Source organism: Microbacterium sp. NPDC056057 (assembly GCF_042266945.1).
Lineage (GTDB): Bacteria > Actinomycetota > Actinomycetes > Actinomycetales > Microbacteriaceae > Microbacterium > Microbacterium trichothecenolyticum_C.
In genome coordinates this window covers 164,357-181,315 of the sequence record NZ_JBHJWS010000004.1, presented here as the reverse complement: position 1 = coordinate 181,315, position 16,959 = coordinate 164,357, and the positions used below count along the sequence as shown (strand labels likewise).

Genomic DNA, 16,959 nt, shown 5'->3' with positions numbered 1-16,959 from the left:
TGCCTAGCGTGTCTGACGTGATCCCTGCAGAACGCCAGCTCTCCACCACCGTCCTCGTGATCGGCACCGGCGGTTCCGGTCTTCGCGCGGCCATCGAACTCGCCGAAGCCGGCGTCGATGTGGTCGCCCTGGGCAAGCGACCGAAGTCGGACGCCCACACCTCCCTCGCTGCCGGCGGCATCAACGCCGCGCTCGGCACCATGGATGCCGACGACAGCTGGCAGCAGCACGCCGCCGACACGCTGAAGGAGAGTTACCTCCTCGCCAACCCGCACACCGTCGAGATCGTCACGTCGGGCGCCGCCCGCGGCATCGACGACCTCGAGCGGTACGGCATGCCGTTCGCCCGCGAGGACGACGGCCGCATCTCGCAGCGATTCTTCGGTGCGCACACCTACCGTCGCACCGCGTTCGCCGGCGACTACACCGGCCTCGAGATCCAGCGCACGCTGATCAACCGCGCCGCGCAGCTGCAGGTGCCCATCCTCGACACCGTGTACGTGACGCGCATCCTCGTGAACGACGACGGCGCGGTGTTCGGCGCGTACGGGTTCGACCTCGAGGACGGCACGCGCTACCTGATCCACGCCGACGCGGTGATCCTCGCCGCAGGCGGGCACAACCGCATCTGGCGGCGCACGTCGTCGCGACGCGACGAGAACACCGGCGACTCCTTCCGCCTCGCGGTCGAGGCGGGTGGCCGCCTTCGCGACCCCGAGCTCGTGCAGTTCCACCCCAGCGGCATCATCGAGCCCGAGAACGCGGCCGGGACTCTCATCTCGGAGGCGGCGCGCGGCGAGGGCGGCATCCTTCGCAACGGCCTCGGCGAGCGGTTCATGCACAAGTACGACCCCGAGCGCCTCGAGCTGTCCACGCGCGACCGCGTCGCCCTCGCCTGCTACACCGAGATCAAGGAGGGCCGCGGCACGCCGAACGGCGGGGTCTGGCTGGATGTCTCCCACCTCCCGCGTGAGACGATCATGACCCGCCTCCCCCGCGTCTACCAGACGATGCTCGAACTGCAGATGCTCGACATCACCAAGGAGCCGATCGAGATCGCGCCCACGGCGCACTATTCGATGGGCGGCGTCTGGGTCCGCTCGTCGGACCACTCGACCGATGTCCCCGGTCTCTACGCGATCGGCGAGGCGTCCTCGGGACTCCACGGCGCCAACCGCCTCGGCGGCAACTCGCTGATCGAGCTCCTGGTGTTCGGCCGCATCGTCGGACAGGCGGCAGCCGCGTACTCCGCGGCGCTGCCCGCCCAGACGCGCTCGGCCTCGGCGGTCGCGACCGCGCGCGCGGAGATCGACGATCTGCTCGCCGCATACGGAACCGAGAACGTCCGGGCGCTCCAGCGGGCGATCCGCGACACCATGACCGAGCACGCCGGCGTGGTGCGCGACGAGCAGGGGCTGCTCACCGGCCTCGCGGAGCTCGACGCGATCGAGGCACGGATGGCCGACATCGGGGTGCACCCCGATATCGCGGGCTACCACGACCTCGCGCACGCATTCGACCTGAAGTCGGCGGCTCTCGCCGCCCGCGCGACGCTCGAAGCCGCGCTCGAGCGCCGCGAGACGCGCGGCTGCCACAACCGGAGCGACTACCCCGACATCGATCCCGAACTGCAGGTCAACCTGGTGTGGTCCCCCTCGACCGGAGTTGTTCGGGAGCAGATCCCGCCCATCCCCGCCGACATCGAGGCGCTCATGCGCGAGGTGTCGGTCGTCGGGAAGCTCGTCGAGTAGGCCGCCGACACGATTCCCCCCGGGTGACCCCGGACCCGCCGGATCGGCGGCGTCCGGGGTCTACCCTGACGGTTCCGACCAGGGAGCTGGACGGATCCGTCAGCGGAAGTCCCTCGCGCGGTGCTGCACGCCGACGCGGAGATCCTCGAACGCGTCGGCGATGAGGTTCGTCACGCCCTCGGTCGAGCGCTCGAGAATGCCGCGCGCGATGAGCGCCGGAGAGTCGCGCACGATGCGGCGGTAGCGGTTCCAGACGCCGAGGGAGCACACGATGTTGACGAGACCGTGCTCGTCCTCGAGATTCAGGAACGTGATCCCGGATGCTGTCGCCGGCCGTTGCCGGTGGGTCACGAGCCCCGCGACCTCGACGCGGCGGCCGACCTCGTGACTGCGCAGCTCGCGAGAGGTCAGGACGCCGCGCGCATCGAGCCCGGAGCGGTAGTGGGTGATCGGATGGTCGTCGGTCGAGATGCCCGTCGCCCACAGGTCGGCGGCGAGGCGCTCGTAGCTGGTGGGGTCGGCGAACAGCGGCGGCTGCACCGCGATGAGCGAGTCCGGCAGGAACTCGGGGCGGTCCTGCGCCGCCGACCCGGCGAGCCAGATCGCCTCGCGCCGGCTGAGACCGAGGCATTCGAACGCTCCCGCGGTGGCGAGCGCCTCGACCTGCACCGCGGTGATGCTGGTGCGCCGCACGAGATCGCGGAGGTCGCGGAACAGCCCGCCCGTCTCGCGCGCGGCGACGATGCGCTGCGCGACCGTCGCCCCGATCCCCTTGACTCCGGCCAGTCCCAGCCGCACCGCGAACCTCCCGTCGCGGCGGTGTGCGGCGGATTCGTCGGGCGCGTCGAGGTCGAAGAGCCCGACCGGCGGCTGCTTCCGCTCGGCGCACGAGTCGAGGCCGGTCGGCCCCTCCGCCCCGGTCGCTGAGCCTGTCGAAGCGCCGGCGACGGCCTCGAGCACCGCCTCGCTGCCCGAGAGGTGCAGGTCGGGACGGCGCACCTCGACACCGTGGTGGCGCGCGTCGCCCACGAGGGTCGCCGGGGAGTAGAAGCCCATCGGCTGCGCCCGCAGCAGCCCCGCGAGGAACGCCGCCGGATAGTGCAGTTTGATCCACGAGCTGGCATACACGAGCAGCGCGAACGACAGGGAGTGCGACTCGGCGAAGCCGAAGTTCGCGAACGCCTGGATCTTCGCGTAGATCGCGTCGGCCTCCTCGCCCACGAGGTCGTTCGAGGCCATGCCGGCGTACAGCTTCTTCTTCAGCGAGTCGATGCGCTCGATCCCGCGCTTGGAGCCCATGGCGCGGCGCAGCAGATCGGCGTCCTCGCCGGTGAGCCCGCCGACGGCCATGCCCATCTGCATGAGCTGCTCCTGGAACACCGGGATGCCGAGCGTGCGCTCGAGCACCGGCACGAGCTTGGGGTGGGGGTAGGTCACCTTCTCCTGTCCGAGCTTGCGCTTGACGAAGGGATGCACCGCCCCGCCCTGGATGGGGCCGGGGCGGATGAGAGCGATCTCGATCACGAGGTCGTAGAACCGGCGCGGCTGCAGGCGCGGGAGAAGCCCCATCTGGGCGCGCGACTCGACCTGGAACACGCCGATCGAGTCGGCGCGGCACAGCATGTCGTAGACCGCCTTCTCCTCCTTCGGGATCGTCGACAGCTCCCAGTCCTCCCCCGTCGAGGCGCGGATCATGTCGAAGCAGTACTGCAGGGCGGCCAGCATCCCGAGGCCCAGCAGGTCGAACTTCACGAGACCCATCCAGGCGGCGTCGTCCTTGTCCCACTGGATCACCGTGCGGTTCTCCATGCGCGCGTGCTCGATCGGAACGACCTCGCCCACCGGGCGGTCGGTGAGCACCATTCCGCCGGAGTGGATGCCGAGATGTCGCGGGGCCTTGAGCAGCTCGGACGCGAACTCCAGCACCTGATCGGGGATGTCGTGGCCGGCGCCGGTCTCGAGGAGGGCTCCCCATCCCTCGATCTGCTTCGACCACGCGTCCTGCTGCCCCGGCGAATGCCCCAGCGCCTTCGCCATGTCGCGCACGGCGTTCTTGGGGCGGTACTGGATGACGTTCGCGACCTGCGCCGCGCGGTCGCGCCCGTACTCCCGGTACACCCACTGGATGACCTCCTCACGGCGGTCGGAGTCGAAGTCGACGTCGATGTCGGGCTCCTCCTCGCGCAGGCTCGACAGGAACCGCTCGAACGGCAGGTCGTACGCGATCGCATCGACGGCGGTGATGTCGAGCAGGTAGCAGATGGCGCTGTTGGCGGCGGACCCGCGCCCCTGACAGAGGATGCCCTGGCTTCGCGCGAACTGCACGATGCCGTGGACGATCAGGAAGTAGCCCGGGAAGTCCTTCATCTCGATGACCCCGAGCTCCTTCTCGATGCGCGCCCGGTTCTCCTCCGTCAGGTCGGGGTACTTGCGCGGCACCGCGTCCCACACCAGGTGCCGCAGCCACGACATCGGCGTGTGCCCTTCGGGCACCTTCTGCTTCGGGAGCGCGGGCTTCGCCTTGCGCAGCGGGAAGGCGAGCTCGTCGGCGAGCGTCACGGTTCGGGCGACGGCATCCGGGAATCGCACGAAGCGCTCCGCCATCTCGGCCCCCGACCGCAGATGGGCACCGGCGTGCGCGGGCAGCCAGCCGTCGAGCTCGTCGAGACCGCGGTTCGCGCGCACGGCGGCGACCGCCGCGGCGAGCAGCTGCCGCTTCGGCACGGCGTAGTGGACGTTGTTGGTCGCGAGGAGCGGGAGGCCCCGCTCCCGCGCGAGCCCGACGAGCACGTCGTTGTCACGGGTGTCGAGCGGGTTGCCGTGGTCGATCAGCTCGACGTGCACGTTGTCCTTCCCGAACAGCGTCACGAGGCGGTCGAGCTCGCCGGCTGCCGCGTCGGGACTCTCGGCGAGCCCGCGGCGCACGGCGCCCTTGCGGCACCCGGTGAGCACCGCCCACTCCCCCGCCGCCTGCGCGGCGAGCTCCTCGAGGTCGTAGACCGGCCTGCCCTTCTCCGCCCCCTGCAGCTGCGCGTGCGTGATCGCCCCCGCCAGCCGGTGGTACCCCTCCTCGCCACGGGCGAGCACCAGCAGGTGCGCGCCGACCGGATCGGCCTCGCCGTTCTGCGGCTTCGGCAGCTCGAGCGACAGCTCGGCGCCGAAAACGGTCTTGAGCTGCAGCGACTCCGCAGCTTCCGCGAATCGGACGATGCCGTAGAACCCGTCGTGGTCGGTGACCGCGAGGGCATGCAGCCCCAGCCGCTCCGCCTCCTCGGCGAGCTCCTCGGGCGAGGAGGCGCCGTCGAGGAACGAGTACGACGAGTGCGCATGCAGCTCGGCGTACGGGATCGCATCGGCCGGGCGTTCGATCTCTGGCGCGACGTACGGCCCTCGCTTATGCGACCACGCGGGGCTGTCGCCACCGTCCGCGCCGACCGGCGGTGCGTCGGGTCTGCGACGGCCGCTCAGCACACGCTCCATCTCGGACCATGGCACGCCCGGGTTGTTGAAGCCCATCAGCCCGACCCCCTAGTCATAGGTGGCCTCCGCCGTCCAGGCGTCGCCGTCGCACACCAGCAGCCACGCGGACCCGTCGGCGTCGACGACCTGGAACCGGTGCGCACGGCGCGAGCGCGCGGCATCCCATCCGCGCTCCACCACCGGCCACGGCCCCGCCCACGCCTCGATCGCGCGACGGCGACCGCTCTCGACGAAGAGTGCGGGCACGGCCGAGACGTTGCCCCGCTCGTCGACGTCGACCAGCTCGCCGCCGAGCGCCCGCACGTCGACCGGCACCGGGTCGGCGAACACCGTCGCGGGCAGCGGGTCGGGCAGGCTCCCCGGCCAGGGTCGTGCGCGCTGCGCCGCGAGGCCCCCGGCGCCGGTCGCCTTCCGGTCGCGTTCGTCCTTGTCTCCCCAGGGCACGAGCACCTGGCGCTCGGCCAGCCACCTCCCGCCGCCGATCGCGGGGGTCAGCACGCCGCGGTGCCCGAGCATCGCCTGCACACGCGACAGCGCGTGGTGGACCCGCTCCTCGGGCCCGCCGCCGAACAGCGCCGGAGCGTGATGGGATGCCGCATCCACCGCTTCCGGCGAGATCCGCACGAGCGTCACCCCGCTGCGCAGCCCGCCGCCGGCCGCGTCGCCCGTCCCGACGTCCTCCGCGAGCTGCCACCGCACGCGGTCGACGACCGCCGAGGCGTCGAAGGATCCGGGGTGCAGCCACACCCTCTCGCTGCGCTCCCCGCGGTCTCCGACGAGTTCGACACGCAGCTCGGTGCAGACGAGGTCGACGGCGCCGAGACCCGCGACGAAGTCGTCGGCGGTGACGCGCATGGCGAACGCCACCTGATCGGCGATCTCGAGGGGCGGCTCGAACGCGATCTCCCGCTGCAGCTCCGGCGGCGGCGTGCGCGGCTGCACCGGTCGCGAGTCCCGCCCCGCGGCGAGCGCGTGAAGCCGGACGCCCCGCTCGCCGAACCGCTCTCGCACGCGATCGGTGGGCATCTCGGCGAACCCGCCGAGGGTCTGCACGCCGAGCCGGGCGAGGAGACCCACGAGGTCCGTCGCCTCCTTCGCCCCCGCCGCGCCGGTGCCGAGCAGCGCGGAGGCGTCGAGCACCGCGACCGGCAGCGGGGCGAGGAAGCCTGCCGCACCACCGGCGGGCACGACGAAGACCGGATCTGCGGCATTCGTGCCACCGCGTGCCGCCTGCTCCGCGGTGAACGGCCCATCGGCGATGCCCACCCGCACCCCGTCGAGCCCTGACTCGTGGAGGGTGCCGATCAGCATGCGGGCGGCCTCGACCTCGCCGCCGTAGTACCGCGCCGGACCACGCGCGCGCAGCGCGCACAGCCCCGGACGCACCAGCTGCACCCCGGGCGCCCTCTCTTCGATCAGCGACACGACCGGGGCGAATGCGCGGTGATCGCGGGCGGTGTCCGCGGTGACCAGCGTCAGCCCGGGACACCGCGCCTGGGCATCGCGTCGGCGCTGCCCGCGGCGCACTCCCTCCGCACGCGCGGACGCCGAGCACGCGACCACGAGGTTGCGTTCCACGACGGCGACCGGGGGCTTCGCCTCGAACTTCTCCTGCGCCGCATCCGTGCGAGTACCCGGTCGCGGTCCGACCGCGTCCTCGACAGCCGCGGCCGCACCCGCCTCCCGCTCGAGAGCCGTGACCGGCCAGTCGGGGAACCAGAGCACGAGGCTCCGGACGGGCGTACCCGGCGTCATGTCACCCCACCGCTCTGATCTGTCGCGCGAAGGACTCCGCAGACTCGGCCGAGGGCAGCACCTCGACGCGCCGCATGCGTTCGGGCGCGGCGGAGACGTGCCCCGCAGCATCCGGAAGCATCACGCGCGCCCGCCGTGATCGCGGCCAGCGCCGACTCGACGATGTGAGCGTCACCTCTCGGCCGGAGAGATACCCGTGCCCGCGGCCGACCCCCTCCCATGTCGGCTCGCCCACCTCGATCACGGCCTCGGCCTGCGGCCACGGCCCCTGCACGAGAAGCACCGCACCGCGGTCGCGCAGCCGTGCTGCCAGGCGCGCGATCTCGCCGTCGGCCGCCCGCCCCGACGGCCGTACCGCGACCACCGGCAGCACCTCGGCGACGGTCGAGGTCACCGCGAGCCAGCGCGCGCCCGGGTCGGGGATGAGCACGAGCCGCGACAGATCGACGCCGAGCCCCTCCGCCGCCTCGGCGCCGAGCCGCGGCATGCCGATCACCCCGCACCACGACCCTGCCTGCGACGGCTGTGCCAGCAGCGCCAGCAGCACCGACGTCGAGCGCGGCAGGGAGTATGCAGACCCGGGGCGCAGACCGCCCCCGGGAAGCAGCGAGGCGAGCGCGGGATGCACCGGCAGCACCGGCGCGTCGAGTCGTCGCCCCTGCACCCGCTCGACCTGGGCGCGCAGCTGCGCGACGGTACCCAGCGAAGACGCGCCGAGGGCGGCGGGATCGGAGCCCGTCGGCCTCTGGTCGGCGGTCTCGTGCACGTGCTGTGCCGTGAGCTGCACGATCGCCCTCATTCCCACATTCTAGAACGCATGTTCTAGTCTTTCAATCGCTGTGAACGAGAGTAGTACCGGGTTCCGACAGTTATGTTCGAGGATTCTTCTTCCGCCGACCCGGCGTCAGCCTGTACCCTCAGGATCCATGAGCGAGCCGCGGATCCCGAAGAAGGCCTACGAGCAGGAGCTGCGGCGCCTGCAGGCCCAGCTGGTCGACATGCAGGCCTGGGTCCAGGCCAGCGGCGCACGCATCGTCGTGATCTTCGAGGGCGCGATGCCGCGGGCAAGGGCTCCACGATCAAGCGCGTGTCGGAGTATCTGAACCCGCGCGTCACCAGAATCGTCGCTCTCCCCACTCCCACCGAGCGCGAACGGAGCCAGTGGTACTTCCAGCGCTACGTGCCGTACCTGCCCGCGGCAGGCGAGATCGTGCTGATGGATCGCTCCTGGTACAACCGGGCCGGAGTCGAGCACGTGATGGGCTACTGCACCAATGCGGAGTATCACCGGTTCCTCCATCAGGCACCGATCTTCGAGCGGATGCTCGTCGAAGACGGCATCCTCCTGCTGAAGTACTGGTTCAGCGTCTCTCCGGACGAGCAGGAGGCGAGGTTCCGGTCGCGCGCCGACGACCCGATGCGCCCGCTGGAAGCTGAGCCCGAACGACGTGCTGTCGATCACGAAGTGGGAGGACTACTCCCGCGCCAAGGACAGCATGTTCGTGCACACCGACATCCCCGAGGCCCCGTGGTACGAGGTACCCTCGGTCGACAAGCGTCGCAGCCGCATCAACATGATCTCCCACCTGCTCTCGCGGATCCCGTACGACGTCGTCGACCGCGAGGACGTCGTCATCCCGCAGCGTCCGCCGTCCCGCGGGTATGAGCGCCCTCCGCGCAACATCGAGAACTATGTGCCCGACGTCGCATCCAGACTCCCCGACGCCGACCACCGCTGACGCACCGGACGATCGGCGCGACGCCGCGCAGGTGCCGCACCCACCACGATCCCGACGAGCACGAGGCCGACCCCCACCGCCTGCGGCACCCCGAACGCCTCGCCCGCGACCGCCACTCCGAGAACGACCCCGGTGACCGGATTGAGCAGGCCGACCACGCCGACCACCCCCGGCGACAGGCGTCGCAGCCCCGCGAACCACGCGACGTAAGCGAGCGCCGTCGCGACGAGCGTGAGGTACGCGAAGCCGAGCGCCGACGGCACCGTGAGCATCGGCGGTGCCCCCTCGACGAGCACCGCGGCCGGAAGCAGCACGATCGAGCCGGCGACGAGCTGCCACGCCGTCATCGGCAGCGCGGGAACGTCGGAGCCCCATCGCACCGTGAGCACGAACCCGATCGAGGAGGCGACCATCGCGCCGAGCGACGCGGCGACGCCCCACGGATCGGCGCCTTCCGCGTCGAAGCCCAGCATCACCCCCACTCCGACGAGTCCCACGGTCGCGCCCACGACGGCGGCGAGCCGCGGTCGGCGACGCAGCAGCAGCCACGCGAACAGCAGCATGCACGCGGCGGATGCCGACATCAGCGTCGCGGCCAGACTCGACGGCAGCCGCTGGCCGGCGACGTACACGAGCACGAAGAAGCCGCCGACGTTCAATGTGCCGAGCACGAGCGAGCGCCACCACCATGATCCGCGCGGAAGCCGGCGCGCGAGGAGCAGCACGATGAGCCCGGCCGGAAGCGCCCGCAGCACGCCACCCCAGAGCGGGGAATCCGCCGGCAGCAGGCTGTGCGTGACGACGTACCCGCTCCCCCATGCGATCGGGGCGATCGCCGTCACGAGGATCCACATCCATCGCTTATCTTCCATGGAAGATACTTTATCTTACCGGGAAGATAAGATGGGTCGCATGGCCGCCGACGACCGCTCCGCGCACGACGAACCACTCGACCGCGTCGGTGAGATCCAGCAGGAGTGGCGCCGCGAGCGCCCCGACCTCGACCCGTCGCCGCAGGGCGTGATCGGGCGCCTGCACCTCGTCGCGCTCGAGCTCACGGAGCGCCTCGTCGCGGTCTACGGCGAGTTCGGACTCAGCGAGGGCGAGTTCGACGTGCTGGCCACGCTCCGCCGCGCCGGTGCGCCGTTCGAACGCGCCGCCGGCGAGCTCGCCGACCACACTCTCGTCACCACGGGCGGCCTCACCAAGCGCGTCGACCGCCTCGAAGCCCGAGGGCTCGTCGAGCGGCGGGCCGAGGCATCCGATGCCCGCAAGCGCCTGGTGCGACTCACTCCCGAGGGGCGGGACCTCATCGATCGCGCCATCGCCGCCCACCTCGCGAACGAGCGCCGCATCCTCGACGAGCTCGGGACGACGGATGCTGCGGCCCTCGAGCCGATCCTCACGCGCTGGCTGCGCGTCCTCGACCGGACCTGAAGCCACACCGTCGACGAACGCATCTTCCCGTCACGGCCTCCGACCCGCTAGCGTGAGGCCGACCGTGGGCTCGCTCCACGAGACCTGCGAGGAGCCAGTCCATGGACGGTGCCGTTCACCCGAGCCTGCTCGAATCCGTGTCGGCGTGGGTGCTGATCGTGTCGTTCGCGCTGTCGCTCATCTACGAGTTCTGGCGGGCGACCGCCAAAGCGGGCGTCTCGCGGTACGACTCGATGCGGGCCTTCGTCCAGGGGCTGTGGCTGTACGTGCTCGCCACCGTCGTGATCGTGCTGCTCTTCCTTGGCGTGCCCTTCGCAGCCTGGATCGGGCTCGTCTTCTCCGTGCTCGTGATCCTGGTGTCGATCTTCTACTACAACCCGAAGATGATGCCGGCGCGCGAACCGGGCCTGTTCGACTGGTTCGAGGACCTCGTCTACACCGGGCTGGCGTTCGTGAGCGCGACGCTGCTCGCCCTCGAGGTCTCGGGCCTCACGCTCTTCTGACGCCGCGCGCGATCACGCGGCGAGGGCGAGGTACGGCTCCCACCGCGGATCGGTGCGCTCGGTGCCGCGGACGGTCCACTGCCCACCCCGGGGCGGGCGCGGCGTGAACCGCAGCTCCCAGTGCATCTCCTGCGGCGTGCGATCGCTCTTGATGTTGTTGCAACGCAGGCAGCACGCGACGAGGTTCTCCCACGAGTCGGCGCCCCCGCGCGAGCGCGGCAGAACGTGGTCGATCGTCGACGCCGCCTTGCCGCAGTACGCGCAGTGATGGTTGTCGCGACGGAGCACGCCCCGACGGGTCACCGGCACGTGGCGACCACCCGGCACCCGCACGTAGCGGGTGAGGATGATCACGGCGGGGCGTTCGTACGATCGTCGGGTGCCCCACACCGGATCGGTCTCGGTGTGTTCCACCACGGTGGCCTTCTCGTTCATGACGAGCACGAGTGCCCGCTTGAACGACACGACCGCGAGGGGCTCATAGCCCGCATTCAGCACCAGAGTGCGCATTGATCATCCTCTCGAATGGCCGGGACGGCTTCTCGGTTATTCGACTTGCGCGACGATCAAGGGCGCAGGGGCATGAAAAAAGGCGCTGTCTACAGACAGCGCCCTGGCGCCACGGCAGTGCCGCGGCATCCGTTCGTGCAATGCCGAAGGACGAGGCGTCCAAGCGCATCCATGGTTCGGATGCGTGGTGTGCAGCCCATCGGCTCCCTCCGCTCTCTCAGCGTCGAGTCCCAGGGTAACCCACCGCGACACGCCCGGGGCGCGTGGGGACTGAACGGCTGATGGCGTGTCGGGTAACGAAGAAGAGAACGGATGCCTCGGCTCGAGGCATCCGTTCTCCGATGTGATTGCTGAAGGTCTGTGATCAGCCCGCGTTGGCCTGCAGCCATGCCCACGGGTCGACGACCGAGCCGTTGATGTGGACCTCGAAGTGCAGGTGGCACGCGGTCGAGCTGCCGGTGCTGCCGACGAGGCCGATGAGCTGGCCCGCCGAGACGCTCTGGCCGACCGAGACCTGCCGGCTGCCGTACGTCATGTGGCCGTAGAGCGTGTTGACCTGCTGGCCGCCGATGACGTGGTCGATCGAGATGCCGACGCCGTAGCCGCCGTAGCTCTCCTGCGAGACCTTGACCACGCCGGCCGCCGCCGCGTAGATGGGCGTGCCGCACGACGTCAGGAGGTCGACGCCCTGGTGGTAGCCCGAATCCCAGAGGCCGCGGCCCTTGGTGAAGTTGAGGAGGGGCCAGCGCACCTCGCCGGTGCCCGGCGACGTGAGGGCGATGTTCGTGGGGACGGTGGTGCCGCGCGACTTCGCCGCCGAGGCGGCTGCGGCCGCGACCTGGCGCGCACGCTCGGCGGCGGCCTCTTCGGCCTTCTTCTTCTCGATCTCTTCCGCGGTGGTGGCCGCGTAGCTCTCGCGCGACAGCTCACTGGCGTTCGCGTCGGAGGCGGCGACGAACGTCTGCGCGTTGTCGACGGCCATCTGCTGGATCGTCTTGGAATCCTCGGCCACGGCGGTGGCGCCGGCGGCGAACGCCGGGATCGCGACCGTGGCGACGAGACCGCCCACCATCGTCAGCACCACGAGGCTGCGCAGCGGCTTGACGACTCGCCCCTTCTTCGACGACGCGGCGGGACGGGCTTGCGCCTTGGCCGCGGTCGGCTTCGAGGGCGCGACGGCGCCGGATCGTCGCACGGGGTTCTTCCGGATGCGCGCACGACGGTTCTGGTCCGCCGCGGCGTGCTCGGGCACGTTCGCGTGCGACTCGATCTCTTCAGCCAAACTTGTCCTCCGGCGCCTCTGCGCCGGGGCGCCTGGCTCGTCAGCACTCGATGTCGGGGCACGACGTGCGGGTTTCACCACATGTGGACGACGAGCCGGTGAGGCAATCCACGCGGGGTCCGGACGGCGGGCTTCTCGCCTGTTGGACTTTTCGAGGCTACCCGAAGGTCACGGTTATGTCACGCTCCGCGCCTGGCAATCTCCGCACAGTGCGTCATCGACGCCCGCGGAATGCGGCATCCGGCGTCGTCGAGCAGCCCCTGAGACGCGTAAACACGGTCAGGATCGTCCCATTCAGTGGAACGCGCCGACCTCAGCGGACGTCGTCGACGAGGAAGATGTGCGACGCGATCTCGACCGGGAGCTCCAGCCCCTCGTCGCTGCCCTGCATCTGCACGAGCACGTAGCCCTCGTTGTAGCGGTAGTCGCCGAAGGCACCCGGCACGACGCCGGCGCCCTTCAGCTGCTGCAGCAACTCCGGGTCGACCTGTGCGGGCTCGGCGAGCCGGCGGACGGTACCGGTGATGGGCTCGCCCGCGTCGTTGAGGCGGCGCACGAGACCCACGACGCCCTGCTCGAACCCGTTCGTCGGCACGTCGCCGAGCTGGTCGAGACCGGGGATCGGGTTGCCGTACGGGGACTCGGTGGGGTGGCCCAGCAGCTCGACGAGGCGACGCTCGACCTGCTCGCTCATGACGTGCTCCCAGCGGCAGGCCTCTTCGTGCACGTACGCCCAGTCCAGGCCGATGACGTCGGACAGCAGGCGCTCGGCGAGGCGGTGCTTGCGCATGACGTCGACGGCCTTCTGCCGCCCCGCGTCGGTGAGCTCGAGGGTGCGGTCCTCGGAGACGACGACGAGTCCGTCGCGCTCCATGCGACCGATCGTCTGCGACACCGTCGGGCCCGAGTGCCCGAGGCGCTCCGAGATGCGCGCCCGCAGCGGCACGATGTTCTCCTCCTCGAGCTCGAGGATCGTGCGCAGGTACATCTCAGTGGTGTCGATCAGATCGGTCATCGCGGTGTCCTCAGGTGTCTCAAGGGGCTGAGGACAGCCTATCCTCTGCTCCCGACGCCGAGGCCTGCCGGGCCGGCGTCCGCCGCACGACCTGGGGCAGCAGCATCCGTCCGCTCCCCTTCCCCGCTGCGAAGCAGCTCGACAGGTCAACCGGGGTTCTGCATGAGCCGAGGTCGCGCCCTCGCCCTGTGGAAGCCCGGTTGACCTGTCGAAGGGGAGGACGGATGCTGTCACACGATCTCCCTGCACAGCCTCAGGAAGCCCGGTGCAAGCCCTGCGCCACCGCGCGCATGATCAGGTCCTGCACCTCGTGCCAGCGCTCGATCACCTGCACGTAGGTCACCCGGATGACGTGGTGACCGAGCAGCATGAGCGCCGCGTCGTGGGCGACGTCCTCGGCGCGCTGCAACCCGACGTGGTGCCCACCGTCGATCTGCACGACCAGCCGGTCGCCGATGAGGAAGTCCGCCCGATGCCCGTGAATCCAGATCTGCGATCGGAGAGGAAGCCGGAGCCAACGCAGCCGCGTGCGGAAGATCGTCTCCAGCCCCGAGTCCGCGAAGGGGGTCGCCTCCTCGAGGAGTCCTCGAACGGATTCCGCCAAAGGCAGGCGGGCGAGTTCGGCCCTGTCGACGAGTTGAAGGTTGAGCGCGGACTCCCACACGGCGAGCGCGCGCTCATGCGGCTGACACCGCGCGACGATGAGCAGCGTGTTCAGGATGCTGTCCTCCAGCGTTCCCGGCGCGCGCGGCTCGACCGGCCGAGCCCAGTGCACGGTCGCCTTCTGGTTCTGCAGCTTCAGCCTCGACGCGCTCGGTGGCGCACCGACGTGCGGGCCGTCCTCGGCGAGGACCCACAGCCCTAAGCGCGTCGCCCGCGTGATGCATGTGAGCACCACGCCCGCCCGCGCCGCCGCCATGAGGTGGGGATCAGCGTCCGGAACTGCCACCCATCCCCGCCGCGGCCTGGTGACGAGGCCCGCGGCCATCGCGCACTCGATCGTGTAGCCGCTGACCCCTGCCTTCATGAGCGCCGCTCTGAGCGCGACGCCGCCACGTGCGTGCAGCTCCACCATGAGATCCGCCATCCCTGCATGCTCACGGCTCCGCCACGCCCCACACCGCCGTACTGGGCACGATCAGAACAACTCGCGTGCGCAGCATCCGTCCCCTCCCCTGTGGAGGAGGCTCGACAGGTCAACCGGGGTTCTGCATGAGCCGATCCCCGGATCGCATCCTGCGCACGCCCGGTTGACCTGTCGAAGCGGACGGATGCTGCGCACCAGCGCCCCCGCAGCAGGGTTGTCAGCAGCTGTAGCCGCACGCCCCACGTCTGATCTCGCCGTGGTCACCCGGCTCGACAGGTCAACCGGGGTTCTGCATGAGCCGAGGTCGCGCCCTCGCCCTGTGGAAGCCCGGTTGACCTGTCGAAGAGGAGGACGGATGCTGCGACGTGAGCAAGCCGGGGCGTCACGAGGTGTCACGCGGGCGGGGCGGCTGTGCGGGCCTCTCTAGAATCGACGCATGGCACACGTCCTCCTGCCCCGTGAGATCCTGCCCACCGACGGACGCTTCGGCTGCGGCCCGTCGAAGATCGCGCCCGCGCACATCGAAGCGCTCGCAGGCCCCGGATCGGCGCTCCTGGGCACCTCGCACCGCCAGGCCCCGGTCAAGGACCTCGTCGGCCAGGTGCGCGCCGAGTTGAGCCAGCTGTTCCGCCTGCCGCAGGGGTATGAGGTCATCCTCGGCAACGGAGGGTCGACGGCGTTCTGGGACGCCGCAGCCTTCGGCCTCATCGAGAAGCGCAGCCAGAACCTGGTGTTCGGCGAGTTCGGCGGCAAGTTCGCCGCTGCGGCGAAGACCCCGTGGCTCGAAGCCCCCGACGTCCGCACGGTCGACGCGGGCACGAGCACCGTCGCCGAGGCCGTCGACGGCGTCGACGTGTACGCGTGGCCGCACAACGAGACCTCGACCGGCGTCGCCACTCAGATCCGCCGCGTTCACGGCGATGAGGGCGCGCTGACCGTCATCGACGCGACCAGCGCCGCCGGCGGGATCGACTTCTCGGTGCACGAGGCCGACGTCTACTACTTCGCGCCGCAGAAGAACCTCGGCTCGGACGGCGGACTGTGGTTCGCCCTCGTGTCGCCGGCCGCCATCGAGCGCATCGAGCGCATCGCGGCATCGGGCCGCTACATCCCCGAGTTCCTGAGCCTCAAGAACGCGCTCGACAACTCGCGTCTCAACCAGACGCTGAACACCCCGGCGTTGTCGACGCTGTTCCTCCTCGACAAGCAGCTCGACTGGATCCTCTCCTCCGGCGGACTGCAGTGGGCCGACGCCCGCACGCGCGAGTCGTCGCAGGCGCTCTACGACTGGGCCGAGGCATCCGAGTTCGCGACGCCCTTCGTCGCCGACGCGGCCGACCGCTCCCCCGTGGTCGTCACGATCGATTTCGACGAGTCGGTGGATGCTGCGGCCGTGGCGAAGAGCCTCCGCGCCAACGGCATCGTCGACACCGAGCCGTACCGCAAGCTCGGACGCAACCAGCTGCGCATCGCGACGTTCGTGTCGATCGAGCCGGACGACGTGCGTCAGCTCATCCGCTGCATCGACTACACGGTCGAGCGACTGGGCTGAGCCTGTTCGTCGGCCCCGTCCGCGAGCGGTGACGGGGTCGGCGACAGTACGGCCGACACGATCGCCTCGATGGCGAACTCCGACGCGCGCGCGAGCTCCACGGCGGTCGGGTCGAGCAGCCACTGCACCTGCAGGCCGTCCATGACGGCGAGGATGCTCGTCGACGCGTCGGCGACGGTGTCGGGGGCCGTGATGCCTCGTTCCGCGCACACGACCTCGAACGCGTGGGCGACCTCCGACCGCAGCGTCCGGTAGCGCTTCTCGAAGAAGGCTCGGCCCGGGTGGTCGTCGGTCACGGACTCCGCTGAGAGCACCGCGTACGCCTGGACGATCCCCGCCCGATGCTCGTTGACGAACGCCGTGCGAACGAGGTGACGGAACAGCGGCATCCCGTCGGGGATGTGCTGTTCCTCCAAATCGGCCACGTCGGTCTCGTCGCGGTGCTGGAGGACTTCGATGAGCAGCTGGTCCTTCGACCCGAAGTGATGCAGGATCCCCGCGTGGGTCATGCCGACCTGGTCGGCGATCTCCTGCAGCGTGCCCCCCGCGAACCCCTTGCTGCCGAAGATCTCGACCGCGGCGTCGAGGATGTCGCGCCTGCGGGCGAGTGTCTCGGGCCGCGAACGCGGCTGCCGACGCTGTGCCGTCATCGGTCGGCGCCCCCTTCTTCGTCGGCGGATCGGATGGGTCTTCGCCGGCGCCTGTGAGTCTACGCACGACCTGCCCGCACGCACCGGAACACCTTACTTGCAAAGTTACTTACTTGATTGTAAGTTGATCCGGCAATCACCCTGACGCCGTCGTCATCCCCCCGGGATACACGATGTCGTGCACATATCTAGGAGAAG

At 70.3% G+C, this 16,959-nt stretch carries 13 protein-coding genes and 1 pseudogene; 5 read left to right on the top strand and 9 right to left on the bottom strand.

The genetic code is table 11. The annotated features are described in order from the left end of the window. The first annotated feature begins 17 nt into the window (after nt 1–17). Nucleotides 18–1,751, top strand: coding sequence for an L-aspartate oxidase (locus tag ACFC1K_RS17220; protein ID WP_375872535.1), 1,734 nt, complete (start codon nt 18–20; stop codon nt 1,749–1,751). Nucleotides 1,752–1,850: 99 nt separating this feature from the next. Here ACFC1K_RS17220 and ACFC1K_RS17215 read toward each other — a convergent pair whose 3' ends face one another. From ACFC1K_RS17215 to ACFC1K_RS17205, 3 genes are read right to left on the bottom strand one after another with little or no spacing between them, the layout of a single operon-like run. Beyond that, nucleotides 1,851–5,267 (bottom strand): error-prone DNA polymerase, encoded by a 3,417-nt coding sequence (locus ACFC1K_RS17215; RefSeq protein ID WP_375872534.1) that lies wholly within the window; start codon nt 5,265–5,267, stop codon nt 1,851–1,853. Nucleotides 5,268–5,279: 12 nt separating this feature from the next. Next, on the bottom strand, nt 5,280–6,986 hold the full coding sequence (locus ACFC1K_RS17210) for a DNA polymerase Y family protein (protein WP_375872533.1): 1,707 nt from the start codon (nt 6,984–6,986) through the stop codon (nt 5,280–5,282). A gap of 1 nt (nt 6,987) precedes the next feature. Next, nucleotides 6,988–7,785, bottom strand: a complete 798-nt coding sequence (locus ACFC1K_RS17205) for a hypothetical protein (RefSeq protein WP_375872532.1) — start codon at nt 7,783–7,785, stop codon at nt 6,988–6,990. Between the two features lie 127 nt (nt 7,786–7,912). Here ACFC1K_RS17205 and ppk2 point away from each other — a divergent pair. Further along, nucleotides 7,913–8,725 (top strand): annotated as a pseudogene (ppk2, locus tag ACFC1K_RS17200) (polyphosphate kinase 2). On the opposite strand, the gene ACFC1K_RS17195 reads toward ppk2, so the two are convergent. Then, nucleotides 8,677–9,597: an EamA family transporter gene (locus ACFC1K_RS17195; RefSeq protein ID WP_375872531.1), complete on the bottom strand. Its 921-nt coding sequence runs from the start codon at nt 9,595–9,597 to the stop codon at nt 8,677–8,679. The pseudogene ppk2 and the gene ACFC1K_RS17195 overlap by 49 nt on opposite strands. 40 nt (nt 9,598–9,637) lie before the next feature. Between ACFC1K_RS17195 and ACFC1K_RS17190 the strand changes: the two genes are divergently transcribed. Both ACFC1K_RS17190 and ACFC1K_RS17185 read left to right on the top strand, forming a co-directional pair. Then, nucleotides 9,638–10,162, top strand: coding sequence for a MarR family winged helix-turn-helix transcriptional regulator (locus tag ACFC1K_RS17190; protein ID WP_375872530.1), 525 nt, complete (start codon nt 9,638–9,640; stop codon nt 10,160–10,162). A gap of 101 nt (nt 10,163–10,263) precedes the next feature. Then, nucleotides 10,264–10,665, top strand: coding sequence for a hypothetical protein (locus ACFC1K_RS17185; RefSeq protein ID WP_375872529.1), 402 nt, complete (start codon nt 10,264–10,266; stop codon nt 10,663–10,665). 12 nt (nt 10,666–10,677) lie between these two features. On the opposite strand, the gene ACFC1K_RS17180 is transcribed toward ACFC1K_RS17185, so the two are convergent. The 4 genes from ACFC1K_RS17180 to ACFC1K_RS17165 form a co-directional block, all read right to left on the bottom strand. Continuing rightward, entirely contained in the window at nt 10,678–11,175 is a 498-nt protein-coding gene (locus tag ACFC1K_RS17180) for an HNH endonuclease (RefSeq protein ID WP_056369577.1), read from the bottom strand. Nucleotides 11,176–11,539: 364 nt separating this feature from the next. Continuing rightward, nucleotides 11,540–12,457: a M23 family metallopeptidase gene (locus tag ACFC1K_RS17175; protein ID WP_375872528.1), complete on the bottom strand. Its 918-nt coding sequence runs from the start codon at nt 12,455–12,457 to the stop codon at nt 11,540–11,542. Nucleotides 12,458–12,770: 313 nt separating this feature from the next. Continuing rightward, the gene (locus ACFC1K_RS17170) at nt 12,771–13,472 is read right to left on the bottom strand and encodes a metal-dependent transcriptional regulator (protein ID WP_341997862.1); all 702 of its coding nucleotides are present in this window, start codon (nt 13,470–13,472) and stop codon (nt 12,771–12,773) included. Nucleotides 13,473–13,725: 253 nt separating this feature from the next. Beyond that, nucleotides 13,726–14,559: an endonuclease domain-containing protein gene (locus ACFC1K_RS17165; RefSeq protein ID WP_375872527.1), complete on the bottom strand. Its 834-nt coding sequence runs from the start codon at nt 14,557–14,559 to the stop codon at nt 13,726–13,728. Nucleotides 14,560–14,995: 436 nt separating this feature from the next. Here ACFC1K_RS17165 and serC point away from each other — a divergent pair, with 436 nt between their 5' ends. Next, a complete protein-coding gene (serC, locus tag ACFC1K_RS17160) occupies nt 14,996–16,111 on the top strand; it encodes a phosphoserine transaminase (RefSeq protein ID WP_375872526.1) in 1,116 nt (371 codons plus the stop codon). On the opposite strand, the gene ACFC1K_RS17155 is transcribed toward serC, so the two are convergent. Next, on the bottom strand, nt 16,087–16,761 hold the full coding sequence (locus ACFC1K_RS17155; RefSeq protein WP_375872525.1) for a TetR/AcrR family transcriptional regulator: 675 nt from the start codon (nt 16,759–16,761) through the stop codon (nt 16,087–16,089). The two genes, serC and ACFC1K_RS17155, sit on opposite strands and share 25 nt — an antisense overlap. Nucleotides 16,762–16,959: the final 198 nt, after the last annotated feature.

What these genes read in the sequence shown, in the direction of transcription:
- ACFC1K_RS17215 (WP_375872534.1), bottom strand. Translation starts at nt 5,267, where the DNA reads ATGGGCTTCAACAACCCGGGCGTGCCATGGTCCGAGATGGAGCGTGTG.
- ACFC1K_RS17210 (WP_375872533.1), bottom strand. Translation starts at nt 6,986, where the DNA reads ATGACGCCGGGTACGCCCGTCCGGAGCCTCGTGCTCTGGTTCCCCGAC.
- ACFC1K_RS17205 (WP_375872532.1), bottom strand. Translation starts at nt 7,785, where the DNA reads ATGAGGGCGATCGTGCAGCTCACGGCACAGCACGTGCACGAGACCGCC.
- ACFC1K_RS17195 (WP_375872531.1), bottom strand. Translation starts at nt 9,597, where the DNA reads ATGGAAGATAAGCGATGGATGTGGATCCTCGTGACGGCGATCGCCCCG.
- ACFC1K_RS17190 (WP_375872530.1), top strand. Translation starts at nt 9,638, where the DNA reads ATGGCCGCCGACGACCGCTCCGCGCACGACGAACCACTCGACCGCGTC.
- ACFC1K_RS17185 (WP_375872529.1), top strand. Translation starts at nt 10,264, where the DNA reads ATGGACGGTGCCGTTCACCCGAGCCTGCTCGAATCCGTGTCGGCGTGG.
- ACFC1K_RS17180 (WP_056369577.1), bottom strand. Translation starts at nt 11,175, where the DNA reads ATGCGCACTCTGGTGCTGAATGCGGGCTATGAGCCCCTCGCGGTCGTG.
- ACFC1K_RS17170 (WP_341997862.1), bottom strand. Translation starts at nt 13,472, where the DNA reads ATGACCGATCTGATCGACACCACTGAGATGTACCTGCGCACGATCCTC.
- ACFC1K_RS17165 (WP_375872527.1), bottom strand. Translation starts at nt 14,559, where the DNA reads ATGGCGGATCTCATGGTGGAGCTGCACGCACGTGGCGGCGTCGCGCTC.
- serC (WP_375872526.1), top strand. Translation starts at nt 14,996, where the DNA reads ATGGCACACGTCCTCCTGCCCCGTGAGATCCTGCCCACCGACGGACGC.
- ACFC1K_RS17155 (WP_375872525.1), bottom strand. Translation starts at nt 16,761, where the DNA reads ATGACGGCACAGCGTCGGCAGCCGCGTTCGCGGCCCGAGACACTCGCC.